Here is a 24,968-nt window from a genome sequence, read left to right on the forward strand (position 1 = left end):
AGAGGTCGCAGGGGCGGCGGGACTCCGGTCTCCGCCGCCCTTGCGACTTCTTTACGATGCGCACATGAAGGAACAGTCCGCGCAGGCTCGTTGGGAGCAGCTCACTCAACGGCCGTTGCTGGCACTCGCGGTGGTCTTCGCCATCGCCTACGCGCTGCCGATCGTGGACAGTTCCGCAGGACATGTCCTGACGTCCGTGTGCACGATGGCGGAGTGGGTGGTCTGGGGTTCCTTCGCCCTGGACTACCTGGTCCGGCTGGCCCTGGTGCCCCGGCGCCGGGAGTTCGTGCGGACGCACTGGATAGACCTGTGCGCGGTGGTGCTGCCGCTGCTCCAGCCGCTGCGGCTGCTGCGGCTCGTCGCGACCCTGACGCTGGTGGGGCGGCGGGCACGGATGGCCGAGCAGATCCGGCTGACGACGTATGTGGTGGGCGCGGTGATCGGGCTGCTGATGTTCGGGTCGCTGGCCGTGCTCTCGGCGGAGCGCGACTCGCCGAACGGGAACATCAGGACGCTGGGTGACGCGCTGTGGTGGTCCTTCACGACGATGACGACGGTCGGCTACGGCGACCACGCGCCGACGACCGGGCTCGGCCGGATGATCGCGGTGGGCCTGATGCTGTCGGGGATCGCGCTGCTGGGTGTGGTGACGGCGAACATCGCGACGTGGTTCATCGCACGGTTCGAGAAGGACGACGTGGAGGAACGGCGGCAGACGGAGGCGATCGCCTTGCTGACCGAGGAGGTGCGGGCGCTGCGGGCTGAGATGACGGCGTTGCGCGAGGGGGGTGGAGCCGAGGTGACGGCGTTGCGCTCACCCGCGCTCGCCGGGTGCCGCTGCGCCCACCCGTGCCACCCGAGCAACACGGTTGGGCGCAGCTGAGAAAGACCGGCGCGCTGCCCCCTCCAGCAGCGCGCCGCGGTGTGGTCTCCCCCGCTTCGTGCGACCGTGCTGGGCGGAGGACCTGACCCAATTTGAACCCTCCCCAGCCGAAACGGGGGATTCCTGGCTCACCCGGCTCGGCTGCTCAGCGAGCGACCGAGTCTTACGCGATCAACGCCAGCCGGGTTGGAACCAGCCCGGTTGATCCACTATCGGTCGCCGGGCGCGCTCAGGGCGAGGGATCTTTAGCGGAGTCACCCAGATAGGTGAACTCCGCCCTGATCAGCGTCAGATATGGCCCACACCGGCGCCGCCGTCCGCGTTCTCGCCGCGCTTGGTGAGCAGCGCGACCAGGATCGCGACCGCCGCCACGCCCGCCGCGACCAGCGACGCGAGGCTCATGCCGGAGATGAAGGTGTCGTGCGCCACGCCGGTGATCTTCGCGGCGATCTCCGCGGGCGTGCCCTTCGCGACCGGCGCCACACCGACCTGGACCGCCTCGGACGCCTGCGCCAGCTGCGCCGAGGTCAGCTTCGGCAGCCCCGCGTCGGCCCAGTTGCCCGGCAGGTCGTTGTCGACCTTGGAGGCCATCACGGCGCCCAGCACGGCCGTACCGAGGCTGCCGCCGATCTGCATCGCGGCCTGCTGGAGACCGCCGGCCACACCGGAGAGCTCCATCGGCGCGTTGCCGACGATGACCTCGGTGGCGCCGACCATGACGGGTGCGAGGCCGAGGCCGAGCAGGGCGAACCAGACGGCCATGATCCCGCTGCCGGTGTACGCCTTGAGCGTGGACATGCCGTACATGGCGATCGCGGTGGCCGCCATACCGCCGGCCAGCGGGATGCGCGGGCCGAGCTTGGTGATCGCGGCGCCGGCCAGCGGCGAGCCGACGATCATCATGCCGGTGAGGGGCAGCAGGTGCAGACCCGCGTCGACCGGGTCCATCCCATGCACATTCTGCAAATAGAAGGTCACGAAGAACAGGCCGCCCATGAAGGCGATGGCCATCAGGACCATCAGGACCACACCGGCCGACAGCGGGACGGAGCGGAACAGGCCGAGCGGGATCAGCGGCTCCTTGACCTTCGTCTCCCAGAAGGAGAAGAGCGCGAAGCCGAGCACGGACGCGGCGATGAACGCCCATGTCTTGCCGTCGCCCCAGCCCCAGCTCGGCGCCTTGATGAGCGCCCAGACCAGACAGAACATCGCGCCGGAGAGCAGGGCGATACCGAGCAGGTCGAAGGAGCGCGGGGCGTTCTCCGCACGGTGGTCGAGCAGCATCACCACACCGAGGACGAGGGCGATCAGGCCGACCGGCACGTTGATGAAGAACACCGACTGCCAGCTGACGTGCTGCACCAGCACACCGCCGAGGATCGGGCCGCCCGCGGTGGACGCGCCGATGACCATGCCCCAGATACCGATCGCCATGTTGAGCTTCTCGGCCGGGAAGGTGGCCCGCAGCAGGCCGAGCGCGGCCGGCATCAGCAGCGCGCCGAACAGGCCCTGGAAGACGCGGAAGGTGACCACCGCGCCGATGCTGCCGGACAGGCCGATGGCCCCGGACGCGGCGGCGAAGCCGACGACACCGATCAGGAAAGTCTGCCGGTGGCCGAAGCGGTCGCCGAGCTTGCCCGCGGTGATCAGGGAGACCGCGAGGGCGAGGAAGTAGCCGTTGGTGATCCACTGCACCTGGGCGAAGGTGGCGCCGAGGTCCTTCTGGATCGCCGGGTTGGCGATCGCCACGATGGTGCCGTCGAGGGCCACCATCATGACCCCGACGGCGACGGTTATCAGGGTGAACCAGGGATGGCCGCGCAGGCCGGAGGCCGGCGGCCGGCCCGAGGGGGCCACCGGGGCCTTGTCCCCCGACCCCGCCGTGTCGATCGTGGTCTGACTAGTCATGCGTTCGAGGCTAGTGACAGCCTCTGACAGTTGACAAACAAATTCACTAGTCAGTAACTGTCAGGCATGGAAACGTTGCGCGAACGCAAGAAGCAGCGCACCCGGGACGCGCTGCTGCGGTCCGCGCTCGAACTCTTCGTGGCCCAGGGCTACGAGCACACCACCGTCGACGAGATCGCCGAGTCCGTCGACGTCTCGCAGCGCACCTTCTTCCGCTACTTCGCCAGCAAGGAGGAGGTGGCCTTCTTCGTGCCCCGGCTCACCGAGGCGTACTACGTGGAGGCACTGCGCCGGCGCCCGCCCGAGGAGGCGCCGCTGGACGCGCTGCGCGGGGCGGTCCTGGCCAGCTTCGACTCCATCGAGCAGGCCATCGAGCGGTACGTCCCGGTCGAACTGCACATGCGCGCCTACAAGATGATCGAGGCCACCCCGGCCCTGCACGCGGCCCATCTGCGCCGCCAGTCCGAGACGGAGGAGGAGATCACGCGGATCGTCGCCGAGCGGGAGGGCGTCGACCCGGACACCGACCCCCGGCCCCGGCTCCTGGTCGCGGTGTTCGGCGCGGTGATCCGGGTGACCGAGCGGCAGTGGTCGGTCGGCGACGACTTCAGCGTCGAGGCGATCCGTGAACTCACCGTGGCGTACCTGGACAAGGTGGAGCCGGCGCTCACCGGGAACTGGCGGGAGCGCTGAGGCCGTTCGGACGGGCCTGAGATGAGCCTCACGTTTGCCGAAACGTGATAACCCTCACTCGGTTACCGCGAGACCCTCCCGTTCTCCTAGTGTGTCCTCCCAGTGACTTCCTTCGACGCCTCCCCGCCACTCAACGTCTGGCGCGCACTGCTCGCGCTGGCCGTGGTGTTCGTGATGCTCGCGACCACCGGCTGGACCGCCCTGCGCACCCACCGCGAGACCACCGCCCTGCAGGCCTCCCTCACCAAGTGGGAGCACGGCAGCGTGCACGGTCTCCAGCTGCCCGACCCGCAGGCGTCGCCCGCGCTGCTCACCCGCTTCTTCGTGTCGCTCACCCCGCAGGACCGCGACCGGCTCGCCCACCGCTACCCGCTGGCGGTCGGCAACATGAACGGCGCCCCGGTCGAACTGCGTTACCGCGCCAACCACATCGCCCTCGAACAGCAGCGCAGGATCGAGAAGAAGCGCATGCACGACCCGCGGCTCACCGCGGCCGGGCAGCAGGACGCGGGCCGCCGTATGCACCGCTACGAGGCGCTGATGACGAAGGGCCGGCAGATCCTCTCCTTCGACCCGGACGGTGACGGCCGGGTCGCCGAGGTCTTCGGCGATCTCACCGGGGCCCGGCGGATCTCCGTGATCGTCCCCGGCGTCGACACCGATCTGCTGACCTTCCAGAAGACGAACCGCCAGTACACCGCGCCGGTCGGCATGGCCAGGGCGCTGTACAAGGCGGAGCACACCGCGAGCCCCGGGACCCGTACGGCGGTGATCGCCTGGGCCGACTACACCGCGCCCAGCGGGCTCGGCGTGGACGCGGCGACGGGCACGGCCGCCGAGCTCGGTGCCGTACGCCTGAACGCGCTGCTGCGCGCCCTGCCCGGCGAGGCGCCGGTGTCGATGTTCTGCCACAGCTACGGCTCGGTGCTCTGCGGGGTCGCCGCGCGCGGCATGCCGGCGCGGGTGGCGGACATAGCGGTGGCCGCGAGCCCCGGAATGCGGGTCGAGAAGGCCGCTGACCTGGGCACCTCGGCGCGGGTGTGGGCGATGCGGGACGCCACCGACTGGATCCAGGACGTCCCCTATCTGGAGCTCGGCGGACTCGGCCACGGCGCCGATCCCGTCTCCTCCTCCTTCGGGGCCCGGGTGCTGTCGGCGCAGGACGCACTGGGACACGCCGGCTACTTCGAGCCGGGCACGGACAGCCTGCGCAACCTCGCCGACATCGGAGTCGGCGAGTACGGCGCGGTGACGTGCGCCCATGACGATGACGGGTGCCGGGCGGGTTTGTCCGGCACGTCGACGGCCGGACGCGCGTAGAGACAGCAGGAAGTGCGGTACGCGCGGGGATGGGACTGGGAAGCACGTGCCGCATACGATGAGCCGCATGGGTGACGTACTGGCCGGATTTCATGCCGCCTGGGAGTTCGAGTCCGACTCCGTGCTCATCCGTTACGAACGGGGGATTCGAACACCCAAGCTGCTCCAGGCCCTGGGTGAGCGCCGGGTGCCGTTGGCCGCGCTGGAGGGTGTGACGCTCACCACGGGGAAACGGGGCACGGTGATACTCCGCGTCGAGCCACGCGCCGGCGCGGATCCGCTGATGGCGGCGGCGGCCGGGCAGTTGAAGGACGGCAGCGACCCCTACCGCCTCGTCCTGCCGGCCGAGCGGGCGACCCTCGCGGAGTACTACGCCGACGAACTGCGGCCGCTGCTCGCCGAGTCCGGCCCGGCCGAAAGGTTTCTGGTGGCCGCGCCCGAGACGCCCCGGCAGTTCAAGGCGTACGACGGGAAGGCGAGCTTCGACGGCAAGGCCGTGCACTTCCGGTGGTCGTGGACGGGCGCGTCCACGGCGAAGTGGAAGGCCGGCGACCAGAGCTTCGCGGTCGCCGACCTCGGGGGTGTGGAATGGCGGTCGCCGGAGGTCTTCGAGGGGCATCTACGACTGCTGCGGCGGGACCTCGCGGGGGCGCAGCCGACGCAGCCGGACCAGGATCCGGCGACGGTGGTGTTCGGGCTGGGGTACGGGCCCGTGCACGAGTCGCTGCCGTTCGCGGCGGCGGTGCTCCATGCGGTGCGGGCGAAGGGGTCGGCCGCGCTGCCGGCGTCTGCTGGGCGCCGTGACCCCGCGGACATCGCCGAGCGGATTCGCCATCTGGGAGAGCTGCATCAAGCGGGGCTGGTCACCGATGAGGAGTTCGCCGCGAAGAAGGCGGAGTTGTTGGCCGAGCTGTGAGGGTGCGTTGTCGGGTGCGGGTGCGTGGGGGCTGGTCGCGCAGTTCCTCCCCCAGCCTTCGGCCGGGGGTACCCCCAGCGCCCCTGAAGGGGCGCGCCTCAGTTGCCGCCGGTTTCGTAGAAACTGATCTTGCGGTCCAGTACCGACAGCGTGTCGTGCAGCTCTGCGATTCTCGACACGACGTCCCTGCGGGTCTGCTCCAAAAGCTCGCGGCGCTCGGGGTAGGTCGTCTCGCCCTCTCTCACCAGTTCCGCGTAGCGCACCATGTCCGCCACCGGCATGCCGGTCAGGCGGAGCTTGGTCACGAAGTCCAGCCAGTCCAGGTCGCGGTTGGTGTAACGGCGCTGGCCGGTGTGGGAGCGGTCGATGTGGGACATCAGGCCGATCCGCTCGTACCAGCGCAGGGTGTGCGCGGTCAGGCCGGTGAAGGCGACGACCTCGCTGATCGTGTAGCGGTCCTGCCCCTCGGGACGCGGGTGCCGCCGGGGTGGGGCGGAGCAGATGTCGGCGGGAGCGGGGCTCTGCTGCTCGATGGGGGCCGCGGTCGTGGACTGCATCACCGTCATGGACCAACGCTATGACCTTCGAGTGCACTCGAAGCAAGTGGAACCCGGTATTACCCGGTAATAAATGCGCGCGACGCGAGGGAGCGGCCGTGACTAGCGTGCACGGCATGAGTCTCGTACGCCGGGCCATTCCCGAGGACGCGCCGGAAGTGCTGCGGCTGCGCCAGGTCATGATCGACGCGCTCCCCGGCGGGGACGCCTCCACCGGATGGCACGACCAGGCGCTGCCGGGGCTCACCGAGAGGCTGGCCGAGACGGACGGCGACTTCGCCGCGTTCGTCGTGGACCATCCCGACCGGCCGGGGACGCTGGGGGCGCTGGTCGTCGGGACGGTCGACTACCGGATCGGCAAGGCGAGCAGTCCGCACGGGCGTGCCGGGTACGTCTTCAGCGTGGCCACCGACCCGGACGCGCGCCGCCGCGGGTACGCGCGCGCGTGCATGGAGGAACTGCTGGCCTGGTTCCGGGAGCGGGGCGCGGGCCAGGTCATGCTGACCGCGTCGGCCGAGGCCGAGCCGCTCTACGCCGCGCTCGGCTTCGTCCACAAGCCGGACCCCACGATGATCCTGCCGCTGTCAACGACCCGGAACTGAAAGTCCCGGGCTTGCACAACGGGCACCACTGGCTATGGTGCTGCGTCTGCGTCCTGTCCCACGTCCCGGTTCGGGAGGTGGTTCTGGGGCGGTTGACTGCGCCCCGCGTCGCCACAACTCCCGTGCTCTGGCCCGGATGTTGCGGGAGCCGTTCCGGTCCGCGTGATCAACGAATCCGCAGGACCGGCACGCGAACCAGGCCTGCGAGACCCGGTTCGCCCTGTCAATGTGCCCGCATTCGGCACAGGTGCGGGAGGTGTACGCCGGATCGACGTACACCACCGGCACTCCCGCCTTGCGGGCCTTGTACGCGATGAACTGCCCCAGCTGGGCGAAGGCCCAGCTGGAATGGGTGGCCCGTTGGGGCTTCCTCAGCCGTACCCGGTCACGGATGCCCGTCAGGTCTTCCAGGGCGATCCCGCGACCGGTGCGTTCTGCCTCGGCCACCACATGCTTCGCGATCTTGTGGTTGATGTCCTTCGCCCGCCGCGCCTCCTTGCGCCGCCGCTTCTTCAGCCGACGCCTGGCGGACGGGGTGTTCCTCTTCTGCAGCTTGGCACGGAGCGCGCGTTCCCGAGTGCGGATACGGTTGAGCTCGCGTCCGGCCATGATCTCGCCGTCGGACGTGGTGGCGATGTTGACGATGCCCAGGTCGATACCGAGGAAATCCACCGTATCCGTGTTCAGTGCGGCTTCGGGAACCTCACAGGTGGCGTTCAGGAACCACATACCGTCCCGCGACACCAGGTCCGACTCGCCCCTGCGATATAGAGCCAGCGTGGCCAACTGTTCAGGAGAGGCAGTAAACGCCACATCCTTCATCCGCCCGGCAGTCGTCCAGACCGAGATCCGGCGCCGGTCCATCTGCCAGGACAGCATCCGGTCGTCATAGGGCTGCGCACCCTCCGGACGGAAGGCAACCGGCTTCTCCACCACCCTGCGGTGGCGCTTCGAGCCCGGCCTGCCCAGATTCCCAGCCCGCAGACTGGCCCTCAGCGTGGCGTACGCGTCGCAGGTCTTCTTGATGACGTGCTGGGCAGCCTGCGCCCCCAACCCCCACCGCGCCTTGATCTCACCGTAGGTGTGCTCGCGCAGCGCGAAGTTGGTCTTCACATCCTTCTCGAACGCCACACCGCTGACCCACGTCGCCGCTTCGTTGCAAGCGCGCAGGGTCGCCTCCAGCGCCGCCGCCTGCACGGGCGTCGGCAGCAATTTGACCTGCATCACCAGCTTCACGATCACCGAACCTACACACGTGTACGACTGCCCACCGCACGTTCCCCATGTGTCACCCGACCGAGTGAACCCGCCACCGCGTGGACGCAGCACCTGGCCGCTTCACGGCCGAGCGGGCACGAGCGACACCGCGGCGCTCCGCACCGCGACCAAGAGCATGCGATTCCTCCGAAGGCTGAAGCCCCGGTGTCTCTCGCAAGAGCCTGCTGAAGCGCTTAGGGTCGTAAGCATGTCCTCGCAGAGCCTCGCCCTGATCGACAACTGGCCGGCGCCCACCGCCGCGGCGGGTGCCGTGCGGGCCGACGGGACCGTCCTGGGCGCCCACGGCCCGACCGGTCACCGCTTCCCGCTGGCCTCCGTCACCAAGCCGCTCGCGGCGTACGCGGTGCTCGTCGCGTACGAGGAGGGGGCGATCGACCTCGACGAGCCGGCGGGGCCGGAAGGGGCGACGGTACGGCATCTGCTCGCGCACACCTCGGGGCTGGCCTTCGACGAACACCGGGTGACGGCGCCGCCCGGCGAACGGCGGCTGTACTCCAACGCCGGGTTCGAGGTACTCGGGGACCATGTCGCCAAGGCGACGGAGATCCCCTTCGCCGAGTATCTGCGGCAGGCGGTGCTGGAGCCCCTGGGCATGACGTCGACGTCCCTCGAAGGCTCCCCGGCGAAGGACGGCGTGTCCTCGGTCTCCGACCTGCTCCGCTTCGCCGCGGAACTCCAGGCGCCGAGGCTGCTGGACCCGCGGACGGTGGCGGAGGCGACGCTGACCGTCCAGTACCCCGGGACGAAGGGCGTGTTGCCGGGCTACGGCCACCAGAACCCCAACGACTGGGGGCTGGGCTTCGAGATCCGGGACTCCAAGTCGCCGCACTGGACGGGTGCTTCGTCCTCGCCTCGGACGTTCGGCCACTTCGGGCAGTCGGGCACGTTCCTGTGGGTGGACCCGGATGCGGGGCTGGCGTCCGTCGCCCTGACGGACCGGGCGTTCGGCCCCTGGGCGGTCGAGGTCTGGCCGGCGTTCACGGACGCGGTGCTGGCGGAGTCGCGCGGCTGAGGTGAGCTGTGGCGGGGGGGCACTTACCGGCGCCGACAGGGTGCCGCTGCAGGAGGCGTGAGTACAGCGCCCCTTCAGGGGCGCTGGGGGTACCCCCGGCCGAAGGCTGGGGGAGGAACTGCGCGACCAGCCCCCACCGGCCCGCAGCCGAACGACGGCCCGCGGCTACCCCGCCATCTCCCACACCAGCACTTCCGCCGGCGTCAGCCCCTCCGCCTCCAGGCCCTCCGCGTCAGCGACCCGCGCTGAATCACCGGGCCCCAACGCCTCTCCCCCCAACCGCACCTCACCCCGTACCACGAGCACATACACATGCGCCCCGTCCGGCACCGCCGTCCGCTCCCCCGCCCCCAGCCGGCGGACGTGCAGCATCGCGCCCGCCTCCGGGACCGCGTACGGCGTCGAGTCCGCGATGCCGCGGACGATCTCGTACGACGGTTCGCCGCCGGGGCGGACCGGTGCCAGCCACATCTGGACGAAGGTCAGCGGCTCCGCCCCGTCGTTGCGCTCGACGTGGCGGACGCCCCCCGCCGAGCTGAGCCGCTGGACGTCGCCGTGGCGGACCACCGTCTCGTTGCCCTCGGAGTCCCGGTGGGTGAGCTCGCCCTCGACCACCCACGTCACGATCTCGGTGTGGCTGTGCGGGTGCTCGTCGAAACCGGCGCCGGGTGCCAGCCGCTCCTCGTTGCACGCGATGACCGCGCCGAAGCGCAGGTTGTCGGGGTCGTAGTGCGGGCCGAAGGAGAAGGCGTGCCGGGACTCGATCCCGGTCGCCGGGTCCCCTCCGGGGTAGCGCTCCGCCGCGCGCCTGACGTCCATCACGGGACCACGGTAGACCGCAGTCGGCACCCGGCGGCGCAGGCTCCCGTCCGGATAAGGCAGTCTTGTCCACGTGCCCGAACCCGTAACGCGCCAGTCCGATCCCTCGGCTCATGTGGTCCATCCGCACTCCGCGACCCTGAAGCGGCTGGAGAAGTCGTCCGGCAGTCTCGCCGCCCAGGCCATCGCACGCATGGACGAGACCCTGTCGTGGTACCGGGCCATGCCTCCGGAGAACCGCTCCTGGATCGGGCTCGTCGCCCAGGCGGGTATCGCGGCCTTCACCGAGTGGTTCCGGCACCCGGACGCCCCGCAGGCGATCTCGACGGACGTGTTCGGGACCGCGCCGCGGGAGCTGACCCGGGCGATCACCCTGCGGCAGACCGTCGAGATGGTGCGGACCACCATCGAGGTCATGGAGAGCGCCATCGACGAGGTGGCGGCCCCCGGCGACGAGCGTGTGCTGCGGGAGGCGCTGCTCGTCTACGCCCGTGAGATCGCCTTCGCCACCGCCCAGGTGTACGCCCAGGCCGCCGAGGCACGGGGTGCCTGGGACGCGCGGCTGGAGTCGCTGGTCGTCAACGCGGTGCTGAGCGGGGAGGCCGACGAGGGTGCGGTCAGCCGGGCCGCGGCTCTGGGGTGGAACTCGCCCGACAACGTGTGTGTGGTGCTCGGCACCGCGCCCGACGGGGACAGCGAGCTGACCGTCGAGGCCATCCGGCGCGCCGCCCGGCATGCCAAGCTGCAGGTGCTGACCGGGGTGCTCGGGGACCGGCTCGTCGTCATCGCGGGCGGCAACGACAATCCGCTGGCCGTCGCCAAGTCGCTGATCGGGCCTTATGCCGCCGGACCGGTCGTCGCGGGGCCTGTCGTACCGGACCTGCTGGCCGCCACCCGGTCCGCCCAGGCCGCCGCCGCGGGGCTCAAGGCCTGTTCCGCCTGGCAGGACGCGCCGCGGCCGGTGCTGGCGGACGATCTGCTTCCGGAACGCGCGATCGCGGGCGATCCGAGTGCGCGCGAGCAGTTGGTGGAGGAGATCTACAGACCACTGGAGGAAGCGGGCTCGGCGCTGCTGGAAACACTGAGCGTCTATCTGGAACAGGCGAGCAGCCTGGAGGGCGCCGCCCGAATGCTCTTCGTCCACCCGAACACCGTCCGCTACCGGCTTCGACGTGTGACTGACGTCACCGGCTGGTCGCCCTCCGATGTACGATCCGCCTTCACACTGCGGATCGCGCTGATCCTGGGGCGTCTGGTCGATGGAGATCTCCAGCCATAGGATTTTGTCGGGGGTCCACAAAACCCCTTCGTGTTCTTCGTCCCTGTCCCCACGGGCGGCCGTGGCCGTCCCCAAGAGAGAGTGTGAGAGTGCTCGTACTCGTCGCTCCCGGCCAGGGCGCCCAGACGCCTGGCTTCCTGACCCCCTGGCTCGACCTCCCCGGTGTCGAGGACCGTCTGCGTTCCTGGTCGGACGCCATCCGGCTCGACCTGGTGCACTACGGCACGAACGCGGACGCGGACGAGATCCGGGACACCGCGATCGCGCAGCCGCTGCTCGTCGCCGCCGGACTCGTGTCCGCCGCGGCACTCGGTGACATCGTGCCCGGCGCGGTCGCCGGTCACAGCGTGGGTGAGTTCACCGCCGCCGCCTTCGCGGGCGTCCTCGATGACACCGACGCGGTGCGGCTCGTACGCAAGCGCGGTCTGGCGATGGCCGAGGCCGCCGCGATCACCGAGACCGGGATGTCGGCGCTGCTCGGCGGCGACCCGGCGGTCTCGATCGCGCACCTGGAGAAGCTCGGTCTGACCCCGGCGAACATCAACGGCGCCGGCCAGATCGTCGCGGCCGGCACCCTGGAGCAGCTCGCCGCGCTGAACGAGGACAAGCCCGAGGGTGTCCGCAAGGTCGTCGCCCTCAAGGTCGCGGGCGCCTTCCACACGCACCACATGCGCCCCGCGGTCGACAAGCTGGCCGAGGCCGCCAAGGAGCTCGTGCCGGCCGACCCGAAGGTCAGCTACGTCTCCAACAAGGACGGGCGGGCCGTCGCCACCGGCGACGAGATCGTGGAGCGTCTGGTCGGCCAGGTCGCCAACCCGGTCCGCTGGGACCTGTGCATGGAGACCTTCCAGGAGCTCGGCGTCACCGCCCTCCTGGAGGTGTGCCCCGGCGGCACCCTGACCGGCCTGGCCAAGCGTGCTCTGCCCGGCGTGAAGACGCTGGCCCTGAAGACCCCCGACGACCTCGACGCGGCCCGCGAGCTCATCGCCGAGCACAGCGCCTGACCTAGGAGCCCACAGCGATGTCGAAGATCAAGCCCAGCAAGGGTGCCCCGTACGCGCGCATCCTCGGTGTCGGCGGCTACCGCCCGACCCGTGTGGTGCCGAACGAGGTGATCCTCGAGAAGATCGACTCGTCCGACGAGTGGATCCGCTCGCGCTCCGGCATCGAGACCCGGCACTGGGCGGGCCCCGAGGAGACGGTCGCCGCGATGTCGATCGAGGCCGCCGGCAAGGCGATCGCGGACGCGGGCATCTCCGCCGAGCAGATCGGCGCCGTGGTCGTCTCGACCGTCTCGCACTTCAGCCAGACCCCGGCCGTGGCGACCGAGATCGCCGACAAGCTGGGCACGGACAAGGCGGCCGCCTTCGACATCTCCGCCGGCTGCGCGGGCTTCGGCTACGGCCTGACGCTCGCCAAGGGCATGGTGGTGGAGGGTTCCGCCGAGTACGTGCTCGTGATCGGCGTGGAGCGGCTCAGCGACCTCACCGACCTGGAGGACCGGGCCACCGCCTTCCTGTTCGGCGACGGCGCGGGCGCGGTCGTGGTCGGCCCCTCGAAGGAGCCGGCGATCGGCCCGACGGTGTGGGGGTCGGAGGGCGACAAGTCCGAGACCATCAAGCAGACCGTTCCGTGGGACCAGTTGCACTTCGGTGACCGGTCCGGGCTGCCGGTCGACAGCGAGGGCAACGTCAAGTTCCCCGCGATCACGCAGGAGGGCCAGGCGGTGTTCCGCTGGGCCGTGTTCGAGATGGCGAAGGTCGCCCAGCAAGCGCTGGAAGCGGCCGGGATCAGCGCGGACGACCTGGACGTCTTCATCCCGCACCAGGCCAATGTGCGGATCATCGACTCGATGGTGAAGACTCTCAAGCTGCCGGAGCACGTCACGGTCGCCCGTGACGTCCGCACCACCGGCAACACCTCGGCCGCCTCGATCCCGCTCGCGATGGAGCGGCTCCTGGCGACCGGCGAGGCGAAGAGCGGCGACACCGCGCTCGTCATCGGGTTCGGGGCGGGTCTCGTCTACGCCGCCACTGTCGTTACCCTCCCCTAGGCACTCCGTGCCGGATCATGCGTCCGGTGCGGGAACGCCGACAGCAGTACCGCAGCAACCGTCTGGAACATCTAAGAAGGAGCGCCTGACATGGCCGCCACTCAGGAAGAGATCGTCGAAGGTCTCGCCGAGATCGTGAACGAGATCGCCGGCATCCCGGTTGAGGACGTCCAGCTGGACAAGTCCTTCACCGACGACCTGGACGTCGACTCGCTGTCCATGGTCGAGGTCGTCGTCGCCGCCGAAGAGCGCTTCGACGTCAAGATCCCGGACGAGGACGTCAAGAACCTCAAGACCGTCGGCGACGCGACCGACTACATCCTCAAGCACCAGGCCTGAGGCATCACACAGGCCTGAGGCGTTAACCGAGCCTCCGGCCGCACTGCCCCGCCACCCGGCGGTGGCGCCGTCGAATCCCGTATCCGTTGGAGAAAGAATTCCCGATGAGCCCGACCAATCGCACCGTGGTCGTCACCGGTATCGGCGCAACCACACCGCTGGGTGGCGACGCAGCTTCGTTCTGGGAGGCCCTGCTCGCCGGTAAGTCCGGCGTCCGCCCCCTGGAGCAGGACTGGGCGGCCGAGCTGCCCGTCCGTATCGCGGCGCAGATCGCCGTCGAACCGAGCGAGATCATCCCCCGCCCGCAGGCCCGCAAGCTGGACCGGTCCGCGCAGTTCGCGCTGATCGCCGCTCAGGAGGCCTGGAAGGACGCCGGCTTCACCGCCAAGGCCGGCGAGGACGCGTCCGCCAACCCCGACCGGGTCGGCGCCGTCATCGCCTCCGGCATCGGCGGTGTGACGACCCTGCTGGACCAGTACGACGTGCTCAAGGAGAAGGGCGTACGCCGTGTCTCCCCGCACACCGTGCCGATGCTGATGCCCAACTCGCCGGCCGCCAACGTCGGTATCGAGCTGGGTGCGCGGGCCGGTGTGCACACCCCCGTGTCGGCCTGCGCCTCCGGCGCCGAGGCCATCGGGTACGCCATCGAGATGATCCGCACCGGGCGTGCGGACGTGGTCGTGGCCGGCGGCACCGAGGCGGCGATCCACCCGCTGCCCATCGTCGCGTTCGGCAACATGATGGCGATGTCCAAGAACAACGACGACCCCCAGGGCGCGTCGCGTCCCTACGACTCCGGCCGTGACGGCTTCGTCCTCGGTGAGGGCGCGGGCGTGATCGTCCTGGAGTCCGAGGAGCACGCGAAGGCGCGCGGGGCCCGGATCTACGTCGAGGCGGTCGGTCAGGGCATCTCGGCCGACGCGCACCACATCACGCAGCCGGAGCCCTCGGGCAACGGCATCGCGCAGGCGCTGCAGAACCTGCTCGACAACACGGATCTGAAGCCGGCCGAGATCGTGCACGTCAACGCGCACGCCACGTCGACGCCGCAGGGTGATGTGGCCGAGATCAAGGCGCTGCGCAAGGTGTTCGGCGACGACGTCGACCACATGGCCATCTCGGCGACCAAGTCGATGACCGGTCACCTGCTGGGCGGTGCCGGTGGTATCGAGACCGTCGCGTCGATCCTGGCGCTGGTGAACCGGACGGCTCCGCCGACCATCAACCTGGACGACCTCGACCCCGAGGTCAACGCGGACGTGGTGCGGGGTGAGGCCCGGCAGCTGCCCGAGGGACAGATCGCCGTGCTGAACGACTCGTTCGGCTTCGGCGGGCACAACGTGGTGCTGGCGTTCAGGACGATCTGAGAAACGCCGGCTTAACGCCTGTGGCCCGGACTCCGTTGGTTGGAGTCCGGGCCACAGCGCGTTCCGTTGTCGGCCGACGGCCCGGTGGGGGCTGGTCGCGCAGTTCCCCGCGCCCCTGAAAGACCAGGGGCGAAGGCCCCTTCAGGGGCGCTGGGGTACCCCCGGCCGAAGGCTGGGGGAGGAACTGCGCGGCCGGCCACGACGGCGCCGTGGACGGCCTCCGGCGTCAGACCACCTGGTGGAGCCACCTCACCGGCGCGCCTTCTCCCGCGTAGCGGAAGGGCTCCAGTTCGTCGTCCCAGGGCTTGCCGAGGAGCTTGGCGATCTCGGCCTCCAGGTCCGTCTCGCCGCGCTGTGAGCGGGTCATGGCGGCCCTCAGACGGTCCTCCGGGATCAGGATGTCGCCGTGGATTCCGGTGACCGCGTGGAAGATGCCGAGTTCGGGGGTGCAGCTGTAGCGCTCGCCCTCGGCCTTCGCGCAGGGTTCCGCGGTGACCTCGAAGCGGAGCAGGTGCCAGCCGCGCAGGGCCGACGCCAGCTTGGAGGCCGTGCCGACCTCGCCCTGCCAGGAGAACTCGGAGCGCCAGGTGCCGGGGGCCGCCGGCTGCCGGATCCAGTCGAGGTTGACGCGCGTGCCGAGCACCCCGGCGACGGCCCACTCGACGTGCGGGCACAGCGCGCGCGGCGCGGAGTGCACGTACAGAACTCCACGTGTCGTCACCGGAACCTCCGGGCAGAGCGGGACATCTTGCTGGCTGGCTGGCGGCAGTGGCACGACGGCCGCGTTGATGGCGAGGCTACCGTGCGGCGGCGCAAGGAGTGTGACGTACCGTCGGTCCCACAGCCAGGAAACCCCTGCCATTCACCCAGGGGGACGCTTGTACGGGGTGGTCCGTTGCAGTGCGCGGGGTGGGAACTCCCGTGCGTTGTCATTACGGGGGACGATCGAACCGACGGAGAGGACCGACGGGGTATGCGCAAGCAGCGACGCCGGCGTTCGCGTGCCCTGGTCGGTGCCGTCGCCGTCACCGCCGTGCTGGGGGTGGCCGGGTGCGATGTCATCGGCGGTTCCCCGTCCGGGCCCGACGCCGGCCGGACGCGGGCTTCCAGGGCCGTGCAGGTGTGGAACCGCAGCCCGGCCTCGATCGCGGCCGTCGGTGACTCCATCACGCGCGGCTTCGACGCCTGCACGGTGCTCTCGGACTGCCCGGAGGTGTCCTGGGCGACCGGCACCAGCGACCAGGTGGACAGCCTGGCGGTACGGCTGCTGGGGCGGGCGAAGGCGGCCGACCACAGCTGGAACTACGCGGAGACCGGCGCCCGGATGGCCGACCTGCCCGGGCAGATGGCCGACGCGGCCGTCCGCAGGCCGCAGTTGGTGACGGTGATGGCGGGGGCCAACGACGCCTGCCGTTCGTCGGTGCGGGCGATGACCTCGGTGGCGGAATTCCGCGCCCAGTTCGAGGACGCGATGGACACACTGCGCAAGGCGCTGCCGAAGACGCAGGTGTACGTGGCGAGCGTGCCGAATCTGAAGCGGCTCTGGTCCGAGGGGCGGACCAATCCGCTGGGCAAGCAGATCTGGAAGCTGGGCATCTGCCCGTCGATGCTGGGCGACGCGGACAATCTGACCAGCGCGGCGACCCTGCGCAGGGACCGGGTGCAGCAGCGGGTCGAGGACTACAACAAGGTGCTGAAGGCGGTCTGCGCCAAGGACCGGCGGTGCCGCTTCGACGGCGGGGCGGTGTACGAGTACCGCTTCGGCACGGATCAGTTGAGCCACTGGGACTGGTTCCATCCGAGCACCGACGGCCAGTCGAGGCTCGCGGCGATCGCCTACCGGACCATCACCGCGAAGGATCCGGTCACCTAGGGATTCCGGGGGCCGTGACCTAGGGTTTCCCACATGAGCGAACTTTTCGGCACACTTTCCGACGGCACCGAGGTGCACCGCTGGACGCTGAAGCGCGCGGGGACCCGGGTGCGGGTCCTGTCGTACGGCGGGATCGTGCAGTCGGTCGAGGTCCCGGACCGGGACGGGCGGACGGCGGACGTGGTGCTGGGGTTCGCGAGCCTGGACGGCTACCTGGAGAACCCGGGCCCGTTCCTCGGCGCCCTGGTCGGCCGGTACGCCAACCGGATCGCCGAGGCGCGCTTCCCGCTGGACGGTGTGACCTACGCCCTGGAGCCGAACAACGCGCCCAACTCCCTGCACGGCGGCTCCCGGGGCTTCGACAAGCGGGTGTGGGACGTGACGGGTGTCGAGCACGGGGTGCGGCTCTCCAGGGTGAGCCCGCACGGGGAGGAGGGCTTCCCGGGGCGGCTGGAGGTGGCCGTGACGTACGCCTTGGACTCCTCGGGCGCGCTGCACATCTCCTACGAGGCGGTCACCGACGCGCCGACCGTGGTGAACCTCACCAACCACAGCTACTTCAACCTCGCGGGCTCCGGCAACGCGGGCGGTCATGAGCTGCGGATCGCCGCTTCCCGCTACACCCCCGTCGACGGCGGCCTGATCCCGACCGGGGTCCTGGCGGACGTCTCCGGCACCCGTTTCGACTTCCGTACGGCCCGTAAGACCGGCTCCGGCTACGACCACAACCTCGTCCTCGACAAGGGCGTCACGGACACGCCGGTCGAGATCGCCGAGCTGCACGACCCGGGCTCCGGCCGAACCCTCACCGTGGCCACCACCGAACCCGGCGTCCAGCTCTACACGGCCGAGCACCTGACGGCCCCGTTCGCCCCCGGCGACGGCATCGCCCTGGAGACCCAGCACTTCCCGGACTCCCCCAACCGGCCGGAGTTCCCGAGCACACGGCTGGAGCCGGGCGCGGTCTACCGCTCGCAGACGGTGTACGGCTTCGGCGTGCGGGACTGAGGCAACGAAAAAACCGCAAGCCCCGGTCCAAGGGTCAGGTCTCGGACCGGGGCTGCTCAAGGGGGACGTGTCCCGCACCCGACCTTAGTCGTGGCTGTGCGCGGACGGACGGTGATCGAGCGTCCCACAGCGATTTCGTACGAACCCTTCACAAAGACCCTCGGCCGGTCACCGCCGCGACCACCTCGATCTCGATCTGGGCCTCGGCGCGGAACAGCCGCGGCACCTCGAAGGTCGTGCTCGTCGGTGGTGTGCCCGTGAGGTACTCCCGGCGCACGGCGCCGTATTCGGCCGGCCGGGAGATGTCGGTCAGATACGTCCGGATGTCGATGATGTCGGCCGGCGTCGCCCCGTGTGCGCGGAGCAGCACGCCGGGGCCGTCACCGAGGCACTGCACGGCGCCGCCCGCGAACTGACCGCGCTGCGCGAGATGGCGGGCGGCCGACTGCGGTTCGGGGCGTTCCCCACGGCCGAGGCGGCGCTGGTGCCGCACGCCCTGGCCGCGTTCCACGCCCGGCACCCCGGGGTGCGGCTGTCCCGCGAGGAGGGGCTCACACCCGGTCTCCTGGACCGGCCGGCCGCCGGTCACCTGGACCTCGCGGTCGTCTCGACGACGGGCGGTGCCCCGCTGGAGCCGTACGACCTCCACCATCTCCTCGACGAGTCGCTGTATGTCGCCGTCCCCGCCGGCCACCCCCTCGCGGACGCCACGGACCCGGTCCGGCTCGCCCGGTTCGCCGACGCCGACTGGATCTCCGGCAGCTCCCGTCCCGAGGGCACCCTCCTGGACGCGGCCCTGCGGCAGGGTTTCCGCCCGCGCGTGACCCATGTCGTCGCCGAGTGGACCGCCAAGCTGGGGTACGTCGCCGCGGGCCTCGGCGTGACCCTGGTCCCGGCGCTGGCCGCCGAGTCCGTGCGCCGGGACGTCGCCCTGCTGCCGGTGCTCGACGAGGGCGCCCCGGCCCGGGCCGTGCACGCGGCCACGGCCCGCGGCCGGTCCCTGACGCCGGCCACGGAGTCCTTCCTCGGGGCACTGCGCGAGGCGGCCGCCCGCGTCCCGCACGGGGCATCCGGGGGCGCCATGGCGTAGACCAGTTCCGGCAGGCGATACTGCGGCCGTCCGGCACCACGCACCCCACTGCGACGGAGGGCCAACTCCCGTGACTTCCCTACGTGTTCGGATCGGCGTTCTCGGAATCGCCCTGCTGGCCGGGGCGTTGGCCCCCACCGCGGCGCAGGCGACGACCGTCCCCGCCCCCACCGTCGAGGAGCAGCGGCTGGACAGGGCGGTGCCGCAGGAGATCCTTCGGCGGTCCGGATTCGACTCCGTGGCACCGGAGTTCGCCGAGGCGCTCACGAGTGCGCACTCCTATGCGCAGGCCCGGCGGATCGTCGTACGGGAGGGCTCGGCGCTGTGGCGGCGGGCGGTGGACCGGGCGCAGGGGCGCGGGCCGGCCGGGGGTGATCTGAGCCGGGACGACGACCGGCCGCTGTACTGGGCGCGGCTGGGGATGACCCGGGAAGTGCGCACCTGGGAACCGGGGTTCGCGCTCAGCGCCGAGCAACGGACGCGGCTGCTGGACGCGTTGGAGCGGACCTCGCGGGGGCAGACGGACATCCGCTATCCCGGCGGGCACATGAGGCGCATCCTCGTCACCGGGTTCGATCCGTTCACGCTCGACCGGGACATCCGGATCTCCAATCCCTCCGGGGCGTCCGCGCTCGCGCTGGACGGGACGGTCATACGGACCGACGAGGGTCCGGCCCGGGTCGAGACGGCCGTCTTCCCCGTGCGGTGGGACGACTTCGCGCAGGGAACCGTGGAGCGGACCCTGCGGCCGTATCTGCCGAAGGTGGACCTGTTCGCGACCGTGAGCCAGGGGCGGGTCGGGCGGTTCGACGTGGAGCGGACCAACGGGGCCTGGCGGGGCGGCTATCCGGACAACGAGAACGTGAGCAGCACCGAGACCGTCCCGGTCGCCGACCCGGCCTCGCAGCCGCAGTGGACGACCACGACACTCCCCTACGCGGCGATCGTGGCGGCGAGCACGGGGCGTTTCCCGGTGTACGACCACACCGAGGTGACCGAGATCCCCGCGGGAGGCACCGATCCCGTCGTACGGGCGGACGGGCCGACCGCCGGGTCGACGGCGCGTGCCGGGGGCGGCGGGAACTACCTCTCCAACGAGATCGCCTACCGGGCGACCCTGCTGCGGGACCGGCTCGGGCTGCACGACACGCTCCCGGGCGGGCATGTGCACACGCCGGTGCTGGAGTTCGGCGCCGGGAACACCACCGAGGTGACCGACCCGGAGTTCGTGCAGAACCGGGTGGACATCATCGACCAGGTGCGGGCGATCGTGACCGTGGCCGCGGACGCGAGCTTCAGGAAGTGACCGGCTGGTCCGCGTCCTGCTCGTCCTCCGCCGCCGTCTCCTCGCCCAGCAGGTCGCGGGCGAGGAGGGTGGCGCCCGCGACCGCGCCCGGCATCAGGAACACCGCGACGAACGGGACCAGGAAGGCCAGGCCCAGCGGGGTGCCGAAGCCCCACACCAGGGTCTTGCGGGAGCGCAGCAGGGTGAGCCGGGCGCGCAGGTCGACGCCCCGGCGCTGGAGGGCGACGGCGGCGAGTTCCTCGGTGAGGAAGAAGCCGGTCACGAAGAAGCCGACGACCGGTACGACGGTCTGGCCGACGAACGGCAGGAAGCCCAGGGCGAAGAGCAGGACGCCCCAGAGCCCGGCGCGGACCAGGATACGCAGGCTGTCGCGGGCGGAGATCCACAGCTCGCGCCAGAACGGCAGCCCCGACCGGGGCGCGGTGCCGTCGGGCGAGACGTCGGCGTCGACCTTCTCGGAGAGGTTCTCGTAGAACGGCTGGCCGATCAGCAGGGTCACGGCGGTGAAGGTGAGGACGGCGCCGAGGAGGCCGAGGGCGAACAGCACGGCGGTCAGGAAGCCGCGGAAGAGGCCGAGCCAGGGGCTGGACCAGTCGTCGGCGAACGGGGTGGCCCAGGCGACGAAGTCCGCTCCCCATATCGCCAGACAGACGAGGGCCGCGGCGTAGAGGACGAGGGTTATCAGGCCGGGCAGCAGACCGATGCCGTACTGCCTGCCGTGCCGGCCGACCCATCGCTGGCCCTTGAGGAGATATCCGAAACCCGCCCCGAGATCACGCATGGCGAAAACTTTACCGGGGGTCGGGGAAGGGGCTGAGTGGGCGTATGTACGAGGGGGGCGTCGGCCATCCGGGGCAACGGTGACACCAAGACCTCGTCGTGCCTGTTGAGTCGAACAGGTACATCTCGCCGTACCGATCTCAGGAACCAGCAGAGGAGGTACGCGTGCGCCCCACCGCGACAGTCGTTCCCCCGAGACCCGTTCTGTTCGCCGCCCTCGCCCTCACCGCCCTGGTCACCGGCACGGCCGCCGGTGCCGAGCCCGCCCCGGTCGTCCGGGAGGGCCACGGCCGTGACACCGGGGCGGCCCGGACCCCGGCCGCCGCCGCCCGCACCGCGCTCGCCGCCCCGGTCCCCGACCTCGCGGACGCCGGCCGCGGCTATCCCCGGCAGCAGGTCCTGGCCCCCGACCCGGTGGACCCCGCCGACCGGTCGATCAGGCTGGGCCTGACCCCGTACCACGGCATCGCGCCGAAGCTGAACGCGCTGCAGCGGCTCGGCGACCGGGTGAGCGTCGAGATCGCGGGCCGCTCGGCCGGCGGGCACCGACTGTTCCTGGTCACGGTCACCGCTCCGGAGACACCCGCGCAGACCCGGGCGCAGGAACGGATGCGCGACCGGATCGAGAACGCGCCGACGCGGGCCGCCGAGGACGTTTCGCTGAAGGCCGCCTACAAGACCCCGGTCTTCTTCAACGCCAACATCCACGGCGACGAGTGGGAGGGCACCGACGCCTCCCTGAAGCTCATCGAGCGGCTCGCCACCGCGAACGACGCCAGGACCCGTGAGTTGCTGGCCCACAGCCGCCTGTACTTCGACATCACCGCCAATCCGGACGGCCGTGTCGCCGGCACCCGTGCCAACGCCAACGGCTTCGACCTCAACCGGGACTTCGTCACCGCCTCCCAGCCCGAGGTCCGGGCGATGCGGCAGATCGAGATCGACAAGCAGCCGGCCGTCATGCTGGACCTGCACGGTTACGTCAACGGCACGCTGATCGAACCGGCCACTCCGCCGCACGGCGAGAACTACGAGTACGACCTGTTCCTCAAGAACACCTACGCCGACGCCCTCGGCATGGAGTCCGCCGTCAACGGCCTCGGCCACACCCCGGCGAAGGACGGTGTGCAGCCCGTCCAGATCCCGTTCCGGGACCAGCCGGAGGGCTGGGACGACTGGCCGCCGGTCTTCACCCCGCAGTACGCGGCCTTCCACGGCACGGTCGCCGCCCACACCGTCGAGATCCCCATGACGGTGAACAACGCGGCGTACGACACCCTCCCGGTCACGGAGCTCCGCCGCCGTTCCGCGATCAACGTGGCCGTCGCCGGCGCCGCCATAAACGCGGCGCTCACCTACGCGCAGCAGCACCGCGCTTCCCTCCTCGCCGACCAGATCGAGGTGTTCCGACGCGGCGCGGCAGGGGCCGCACAGGTGCCGGTGTCGGCGCAGACCGTCCCCGGGGTGCCGGGCATCGGCCCGGAGGACGTGTACACGACCACGTTCCCGCGCGCCTATGTCCTGCCCGCCGGCCCGACCGGCACCGCCACCGCCCGCCTGGTGGACCACCTCCTCGCCAACGGCGTCCGGGTGGGCCGCGCGGGCACCGCCTTCCGGCTCGGCGGGCGGTCGTACCCGAAGGGCTCGTACGTCGTCGACATGCACCAGCCCGAGCGGGGGCTGGCCAACGCACTGCTCGCCGACGGCCGGGACATCAGCGACAAGGTCTCGGTGATGTACGACATCTCGGGCTGGAGTCTGGGACGGCTGTGGGGCGCCCGGGTGGAGGCGGTGCCCACGGGGTCCCTGTCCGGGCTGCCGGTCCGGCGGGTGCGCGCGGCGGCGGCCGTCGGGTCCGTTGCTACGCGCGGTGACCTGCGCCTGCGCCTGGACGACCCGAGAGCGCTCGCGGCTCTCAACTCCCTTCTGGCACAGGGCGTACCGGCACACCTGACGGGAGCCGCCGCGGTCCTCCCGGCCTCGGCGCGGCCGCGGGCGGCACAGGCGGCCCGTACCTACGACGTGGCCTTCGAGGCGTCGGACGCCGCCTCGGGGCCCGCCCTCCGGCGCCCCCTCCACATCGCCGCCGCCGTCACCCCGGGTGAGCTGTTCGCGCTGCGGGAGATGGGCTTCGCCGTCACACCGGTCTCCACGGAGGTCCTGAACGCGGGCTTCGACTGGTCGCGGACGGATGTGCTGTTCGTGTCCGCCGGACTGGACCGTACGGCGTTGACCGCGACCGCCCGGGCCGCCCTCGACGGCTTCCTCTCCGCTCACGGCCTGGTCGGCCGCGGTACGGCCGGGGCGGCGCTGGGACGGCTCTCCGTGCGGGCCGTGCAGGGTAGCGCGGACGCCAACGGCGTGGTGCGGGTTGTGAATTGGGGACCGGTCACGGCCGGTGCCCCCGACTACGGTTTCGTGTATGCGCCGGTGTGGTTCACCGACCTCGGCCCCGGAGTACGCGTGGAGCAGACCTACGCGCCCGGGAACCCGCTGCTGTCGGGACACTGGCGGGCGCTGTCCGACGGCTCGGGTGGGCCGGGCGCGGCGGCGGGACAGGCCTCGGTGGTGAGCGGCCCGCAGGCCGTGCTGTTCGGCACCGAGCCCCTCTTCCGGGATCATCCGAAGGGGGAGTTCGCCCAGGTGGGTAGGGCGTTGTTCACAGTGGGAGCTGCTCGCGGCGGCTCGGTTGAGGAGAGCGGATGACGCAGGAGATCACCGTCCAGGGCACGGTCGCGGAGGGCTTCGAAGCGGTGCGCGAGGAGTTCGCCGCCTTCGTCGCCCGCGAACCGGCCGACTACGAGGGGCAGTTGTGCGCGTACGTCCACGGCCGGCGAGTCGTCGACCTGTGGGCGGGCGAGGGTGCCGACGGGGAGTCGCTCTACGGTGTGTTCTCGTCCACCAAGGGGGCGGCGCACCTGGTCGTGGCGATGCTGGTGCAGGACGGCACGCTGGAGCTGGACCGTAAAGTCACCTACTACTGGCCGGAGTTCGCCGCCGAGAGCAAGGGCGCGCTGACCCTGCGGGAACTGATCGCCCACCGGGCGGGTCTGATCGGCACCGACACCGGGTTCAGCGCACAGGAACTGGCGGACGACCGGGCGATGGCCGAACGTCTCGCCGACCAGCGGCCGTTCTGGCGCCCGGGCACGGCCTTCGGGTACCACGCTCTCGTCATCGGCGCGCTCACCGGCGAGGTGGTCCGGCGCGCGACCGGCCGTACGCTCCAGGACGTGTACGAGGAGCGGGTCCGGGCGCCGTACGGCCTGGACTTCTTCCTGGGCCTGCCGGCGATGCACGAGCCGCGCTTCCGCACCACCCTGCCGATGCTCCCGACGCCCGAGGAGCAGGCGCTCCTCGACGCCGTGCCGTCCGGCCCGCACACGCTCGCCGCGATCGCCTTCAACGAGCACACGGCCGAGCCGACCGTCCTGGCGTCGCTGCCCAACGACCCGCTGGTCCGCGCCAAGGGCCCGGCGTCGTTCGGCGGGGTGGCGTCGGCGCGCGGCCTGGCCGGGATGTACGCGGCGCTGCTCAGCGAGATCGACGGCAAGGCCCCGCTGCTGAAGGAGGACACCGTGGCGGAGTTCGGCCAGTTCCACTCGGTGGGCTACGACCTGGTGGCCAGGATCCACAAATCGTTCGGCCTGGGTTTCCAGACGACGGCGGACATCGCACACCCGTTCCTGGGCGCGGGCACGATCGGCCACAGCGGCGCGGCGGGCTCACAGGCGTTCGCGGACCCGCGCAGCGGCATCGCCTACGGCTACACCCGCCGCCGCTTCGCGTTCCCGGGCGGTGCGGCCCCGGAGAACGACGGCTTGGCGATGGCCGTGCACAAGGCGGTACTCACAACGCGCTGAGCGCAACCCACCTAGGGGCGCT

General features: G+C 71.0%; 24 protein-coding genes. 17 read left to right on the forward strand and 7 right to left on the reverse strand.

What is annotated here, in order from left to right; translation table 11 throughout:
- The first annotated feature begins 64 nt into the window (after positions 1-64).
- The gene (locus ACIRR9_RS11900) at positions 65-883 is read left to right on the forward strand and encodes a potassium channel family protein (protein ID WP_403750199.1); all 819 of its coding nucleotides are present in this window, start codon (positions 65-67) and stop codon (positions 881-883) included.
- Positions 884-1,171: 288 nt separating this feature from the next.
- Here the strand turns inward: ACIRR9_RS11900 and ACIRR9_RS11905 are convergent, their stop codons facing one another.
- Complete coding sequence (locus ACIRR9_RS11905) at positions 1,172-2,791, reverse strand: MFS transporter (protein ID WP_403750201.1); 1,620 nt, start codon at positions 2,789-2,791, stop codon at positions 1,172-1,174.
- A 66-nt stretch (positions 2,792-2,857) separates the two neighbouring features.
- On the opposite strand from ACIRR9_RS11905, the gene ACIRR9_RS11910 reads away from it, so the two are divergent.
- The 3 genes from ACIRR9_RS11910 (at position 2,858) to ACIRR9_RS11920 (ending at position 5,720) form a co-directional block, all read left to right on the forward strand.
- Positions 2,858-3,484, forward strand: a complete 627-nt coding sequence (locus ACIRR9_RS11910; protein WP_365336743.1) for a TetR family transcriptional regulator — start codon at positions 2,858-2,860, stop codon at positions 3,482-3,484.
- 102 nt (positions 3,485-3,586) lie between these two features.
- Entirely contained in the window at positions 3,587-4,804 is a 1,218-nt protein-coding gene (locus ACIRR9_RS11915; RefSeq protein ID WP_403750204.1) for an alpha/beta hydrolase, read from the forward strand.
- Between the two features lie 67 nt (positions 4,805-4,871).
- Positions 4,872-5,720, forward strand: coding sequence for a DUF4429 domain-containing protein (locus ACIRR9_RS11920; protein ID WP_403750207.1), 849 nt, complete (start codon positions 4,872-4,874; stop codon positions 5,718-5,720).
- A 98-nt stretch (positions 5,721-5,818) separates the two neighbouring features.
- Here ACIRR9_RS11920 and ACIRR9_RS11925 read toward each other — a convergent pair whose 3' ends face one another.
- Entirely contained in the window at positions 5,819-6,286 is a 468-nt protein-coding gene (locus ACIRR9_RS11925) for a MerR family transcriptional regulator (RefSeq protein WP_123977438.1), read from the reverse strand.
- A gap of 107 nt (positions 6,287-6,393) precedes the next feature.
- Between ACIRR9_RS11925 and ACIRR9_RS11930 the strand changes: the two genes are divergently transcribed.
- Positions 6,394-6,879, forward strand: coding sequence for a GNAT family N-acetyltransferase (locus tag ACIRR9_RS11930; RefSeq protein ID WP_403750210.1), 486 nt, complete (start codon positions 6,394-6,396; stop codon positions 6,877-6,879).
- On the opposite strand, the gene ACIRR9_RS11935 is transcribed toward ACIRR9_RS11930, so the two are convergent.
- A complete protein-coding gene (locus tag ACIRR9_RS11935) occupies positions 6,862-8,115 on the reverse strand; it encodes an RNA-guided endonuclease InsQ/TnpB family protein (protein WP_403750212.1) in 1,254 nt (417 codons plus the stop codon). The two genes, ACIRR9_RS11930 and ACIRR9_RS11935, sit on opposite strands and share 18 nt — an antisense overlap.
- 229 nt (positions 8,116-8,344) lie before the next feature.
- Here ACIRR9_RS11935 and ACIRR9_RS11940 point away from each other — a divergent pair, with 229 nt between their 5' ends.
- A complete protein-coding gene (locus ACIRR9_RS11940; RefSeq protein WP_403750214.1) occupies positions 8,345-9,169 on the forward strand; it encodes a serine hydrolase domain-containing protein in 825 nt (274 codons plus the stop codon).
- A gap of 165 nt (positions 9,170-9,334) precedes the next feature.
- Here ACIRR9_RS11940 and ACIRR9_RS11945 read toward each other — a convergent pair whose 3' ends face one another.
- Positions 9,335-9,988, reverse strand: a complete 654-nt coding sequence (locus ACIRR9_RS11945) for a pirin family protein (RefSeq protein WP_403750539.1) — start codon at positions 9,986-9,988, stop codon at positions 9,335-9,337.
- A 73-nt stretch (positions 9,989-10,061) separates the two neighbouring features.
- Between ACIRR9_RS11945 and ACIRR9_RS11950 the strand changes: the two genes are divergently transcribed.
- The 5 genes from ACIRR9_RS11950 (at position 10,062) to fabF (ending at position 15,026) form a co-directional block, all read left to right on the forward strand.
- Complete coding sequence (locus ACIRR9_RS11950; RefSeq protein ID WP_365336736.1) at positions 10,062-11,267, forward strand: helix-turn-helix domain-containing protein; 1,206 nt, start codon at positions 10,062-10,064, stop codon at positions 11,265-11,267.
- Positions 11,268-11,356: 89 nt separating this feature from the next.
- Complete coding sequence (locus tag ACIRR9_RS11955) at positions 11,357-12,271, forward strand: ACP S-malonyltransferase (RefSeq protein WP_403750216.1); 915 nt, start codon at positions 11,357-11,359, stop codon at positions 12,269-12,271.
- A gap of 17 nt (positions 12,272-12,288) precedes the next feature.
- Positions 12,289-13,320, forward strand: a complete 1,032-nt coding sequence (locus tag ACIRR9_RS11960; RefSeq protein ID WP_403750218.1) for a ketoacyl-ACP synthase III — start codon at positions 12,289-12,291, stop codon at positions 13,318-13,320.
- A 90-nt stretch (positions 13,321-13,410) separates the two neighbouring features.
- Entirely contained in the window at positions 13,411-13,659 is a 249-nt protein-coding gene (locus tag ACIRR9_RS11965) for an acyl carrier protein (RefSeq protein ID WP_046425089.1), read from the forward strand.
- A 104-nt stretch (positions 13,660-13,763) separates the two neighbouring features.
- Positions 13,764-15,026, forward strand: coding sequence for a beta-ketoacyl-ACP synthase II (gene fabF / locus ACIRR9_RS11970; RefSeq protein WP_384557351.1), 1,263 nt, complete (start codon positions 13,764-13,766; stop codon positions 15,024-15,026).
- Positions 15,027-15,252: 226 nt separating this feature from the next.
- On the opposite strand, the gene ACIRR9_RS11975 is transcribed toward fabF, so the two are convergent.
- Positions 15,253-15,747, reverse strand: a complete 495-nt coding sequence (locus ACIRR9_RS11975; RefSeq protein WP_355710873.1) for a DUF3145 domain-containing protein — start codon at positions 15,745-15,747, stop codon at positions 15,253-15,255.
- 252 nt (positions 15,748-15,999) lie between these two features.
- Between ACIRR9_RS11975 and ACIRR9_RS11980 the strand changes: the two genes are divergently transcribed.
- Together ACIRR9_RS11980 and ACIRR9_RS11985 are read left to right on the forward strand one after the other, a co-directional pair.
- The gene (locus tag ACIRR9_RS11980) at positions 16,000-16,899 is read left to right on the forward strand and encodes an SGNH/GDSL hydrolase family protein (protein WP_403750223.1); all 900 of its coding nucleotides are present in this window, start codon (positions 16,000-16,002) and stop codon (positions 16,897-16,899) included.
- A gap of 33 nt (positions 16,900-16,932) precedes the next feature.
- Complete coding sequence (locus tag ACIRR9_RS11985; RefSeq protein WP_403750226.1) at positions 16,933-17,907, forward strand: aldose epimerase family protein; 975 nt, start codon at positions 16,933-16,935, stop codon at positions 17,905-17,907.
- Positions 17,908-18,055: 148 nt separating this feature from the next.
- On the opposite strand, the gene ACIRR9_RS11990 is transcribed toward ACIRR9_RS11985, so the two are convergent.
- Positions 18,056-18,277 (reverse strand): RidA family protein, encoded by a 222-nt coding sequence (locus tag ACIRR9_RS11990; RefSeq protein ID WP_403750228.1) that lies wholly within the window; start codon positions 18,275-18,277, stop codon positions 18,056-18,058.
- On the opposite strand from ACIRR9_RS11990, the gene ACIRR9_RS11995 reads away from it, so the two are divergent.
- Together ACIRR9_RS11995 and ACIRR9_RS12000 are read left to right on the forward strand one after the other, a co-directional pair.
- Positions 18,260-18,997: a LysR substrate-binding domain-containing protein gene (locus ACIRR9_RS11995; RefSeq protein ID WP_403750230.1), complete on the forward strand. Its 738-nt coding sequence runs from the start codon at positions 18,260-18,262 to the stop codon at positions 18,995-18,997. The genes ACIRR9_RS11990 and ACIRR9_RS11995 overlap by 18 nt on opposite strands.
- Before the next feature lie 70 nt (positions 18,998-19,067).
- Entirely contained in the window at positions 19,068-20,303 is a 1,236-nt protein-coding gene (locus tag ACIRR9_RS12000) for a pyroglutamyl peptidase (protein WP_403750232.1), read from the forward strand.
- Here the strand turns inward: ACIRR9_RS12000 and ACIRR9_RS12005 are convergent.
- A complete protein-coding gene (locus tag ACIRR9_RS12005; RefSeq protein ID WP_403750235.1) occupies positions 20,293-21,084 on the reverse strand; it encodes an EI24 domain-containing protein in 792 nt (263 codons plus the stop codon). The two genes, ACIRR9_RS12000 and ACIRR9_RS12005, sit on opposite strands and share 11 nt — an antisense overlap.
- Positions 21,085-21,248: 164 nt before the next feature.
- On the opposite strand from ACIRR9_RS12005, the gene ACIRR9_RS12010 reads away from it, so the two are divergent.
- Together ACIRR9_RS12010 and ACIRR9_RS12015 are read left to right on the forward strand one after the other, a co-directional pair.
- Positions 21,249-23,789: a M14 family zinc carboxypeptidase gene (locus ACIRR9_RS12010; protein WP_403750238.1), complete on the forward strand. Its 2,541-nt coding sequence runs from the start codon at positions 21,249-21,251 to the stop codon at positions 23,787-23,789.
- Entirely contained in the window at positions 23,786-24,946 is a 1,161-nt protein-coding gene (locus ACIRR9_RS12015; RefSeq protein WP_403750241.1) for a serine hydrolase domain-containing protein, read from the forward strand. Before ACIRR9_RS12010 ends, ACIRR9_RS12015 begins: the two co-directional genes overlap by 4 nt.
- The last annotated feature ends 22 nt before the right edge of the window (positions 24,947-24,968 follow it).

The sequence above is a fragment of the Streptomyces sp. NPDC101234 genome, from assembly GCF_044767525.1.
GTDB lineage: Bacteria > Actinomycetota > Actinomycetes > Streptomycetales > Streptomycetaceae > Streptomyces > Streptomyces sasae.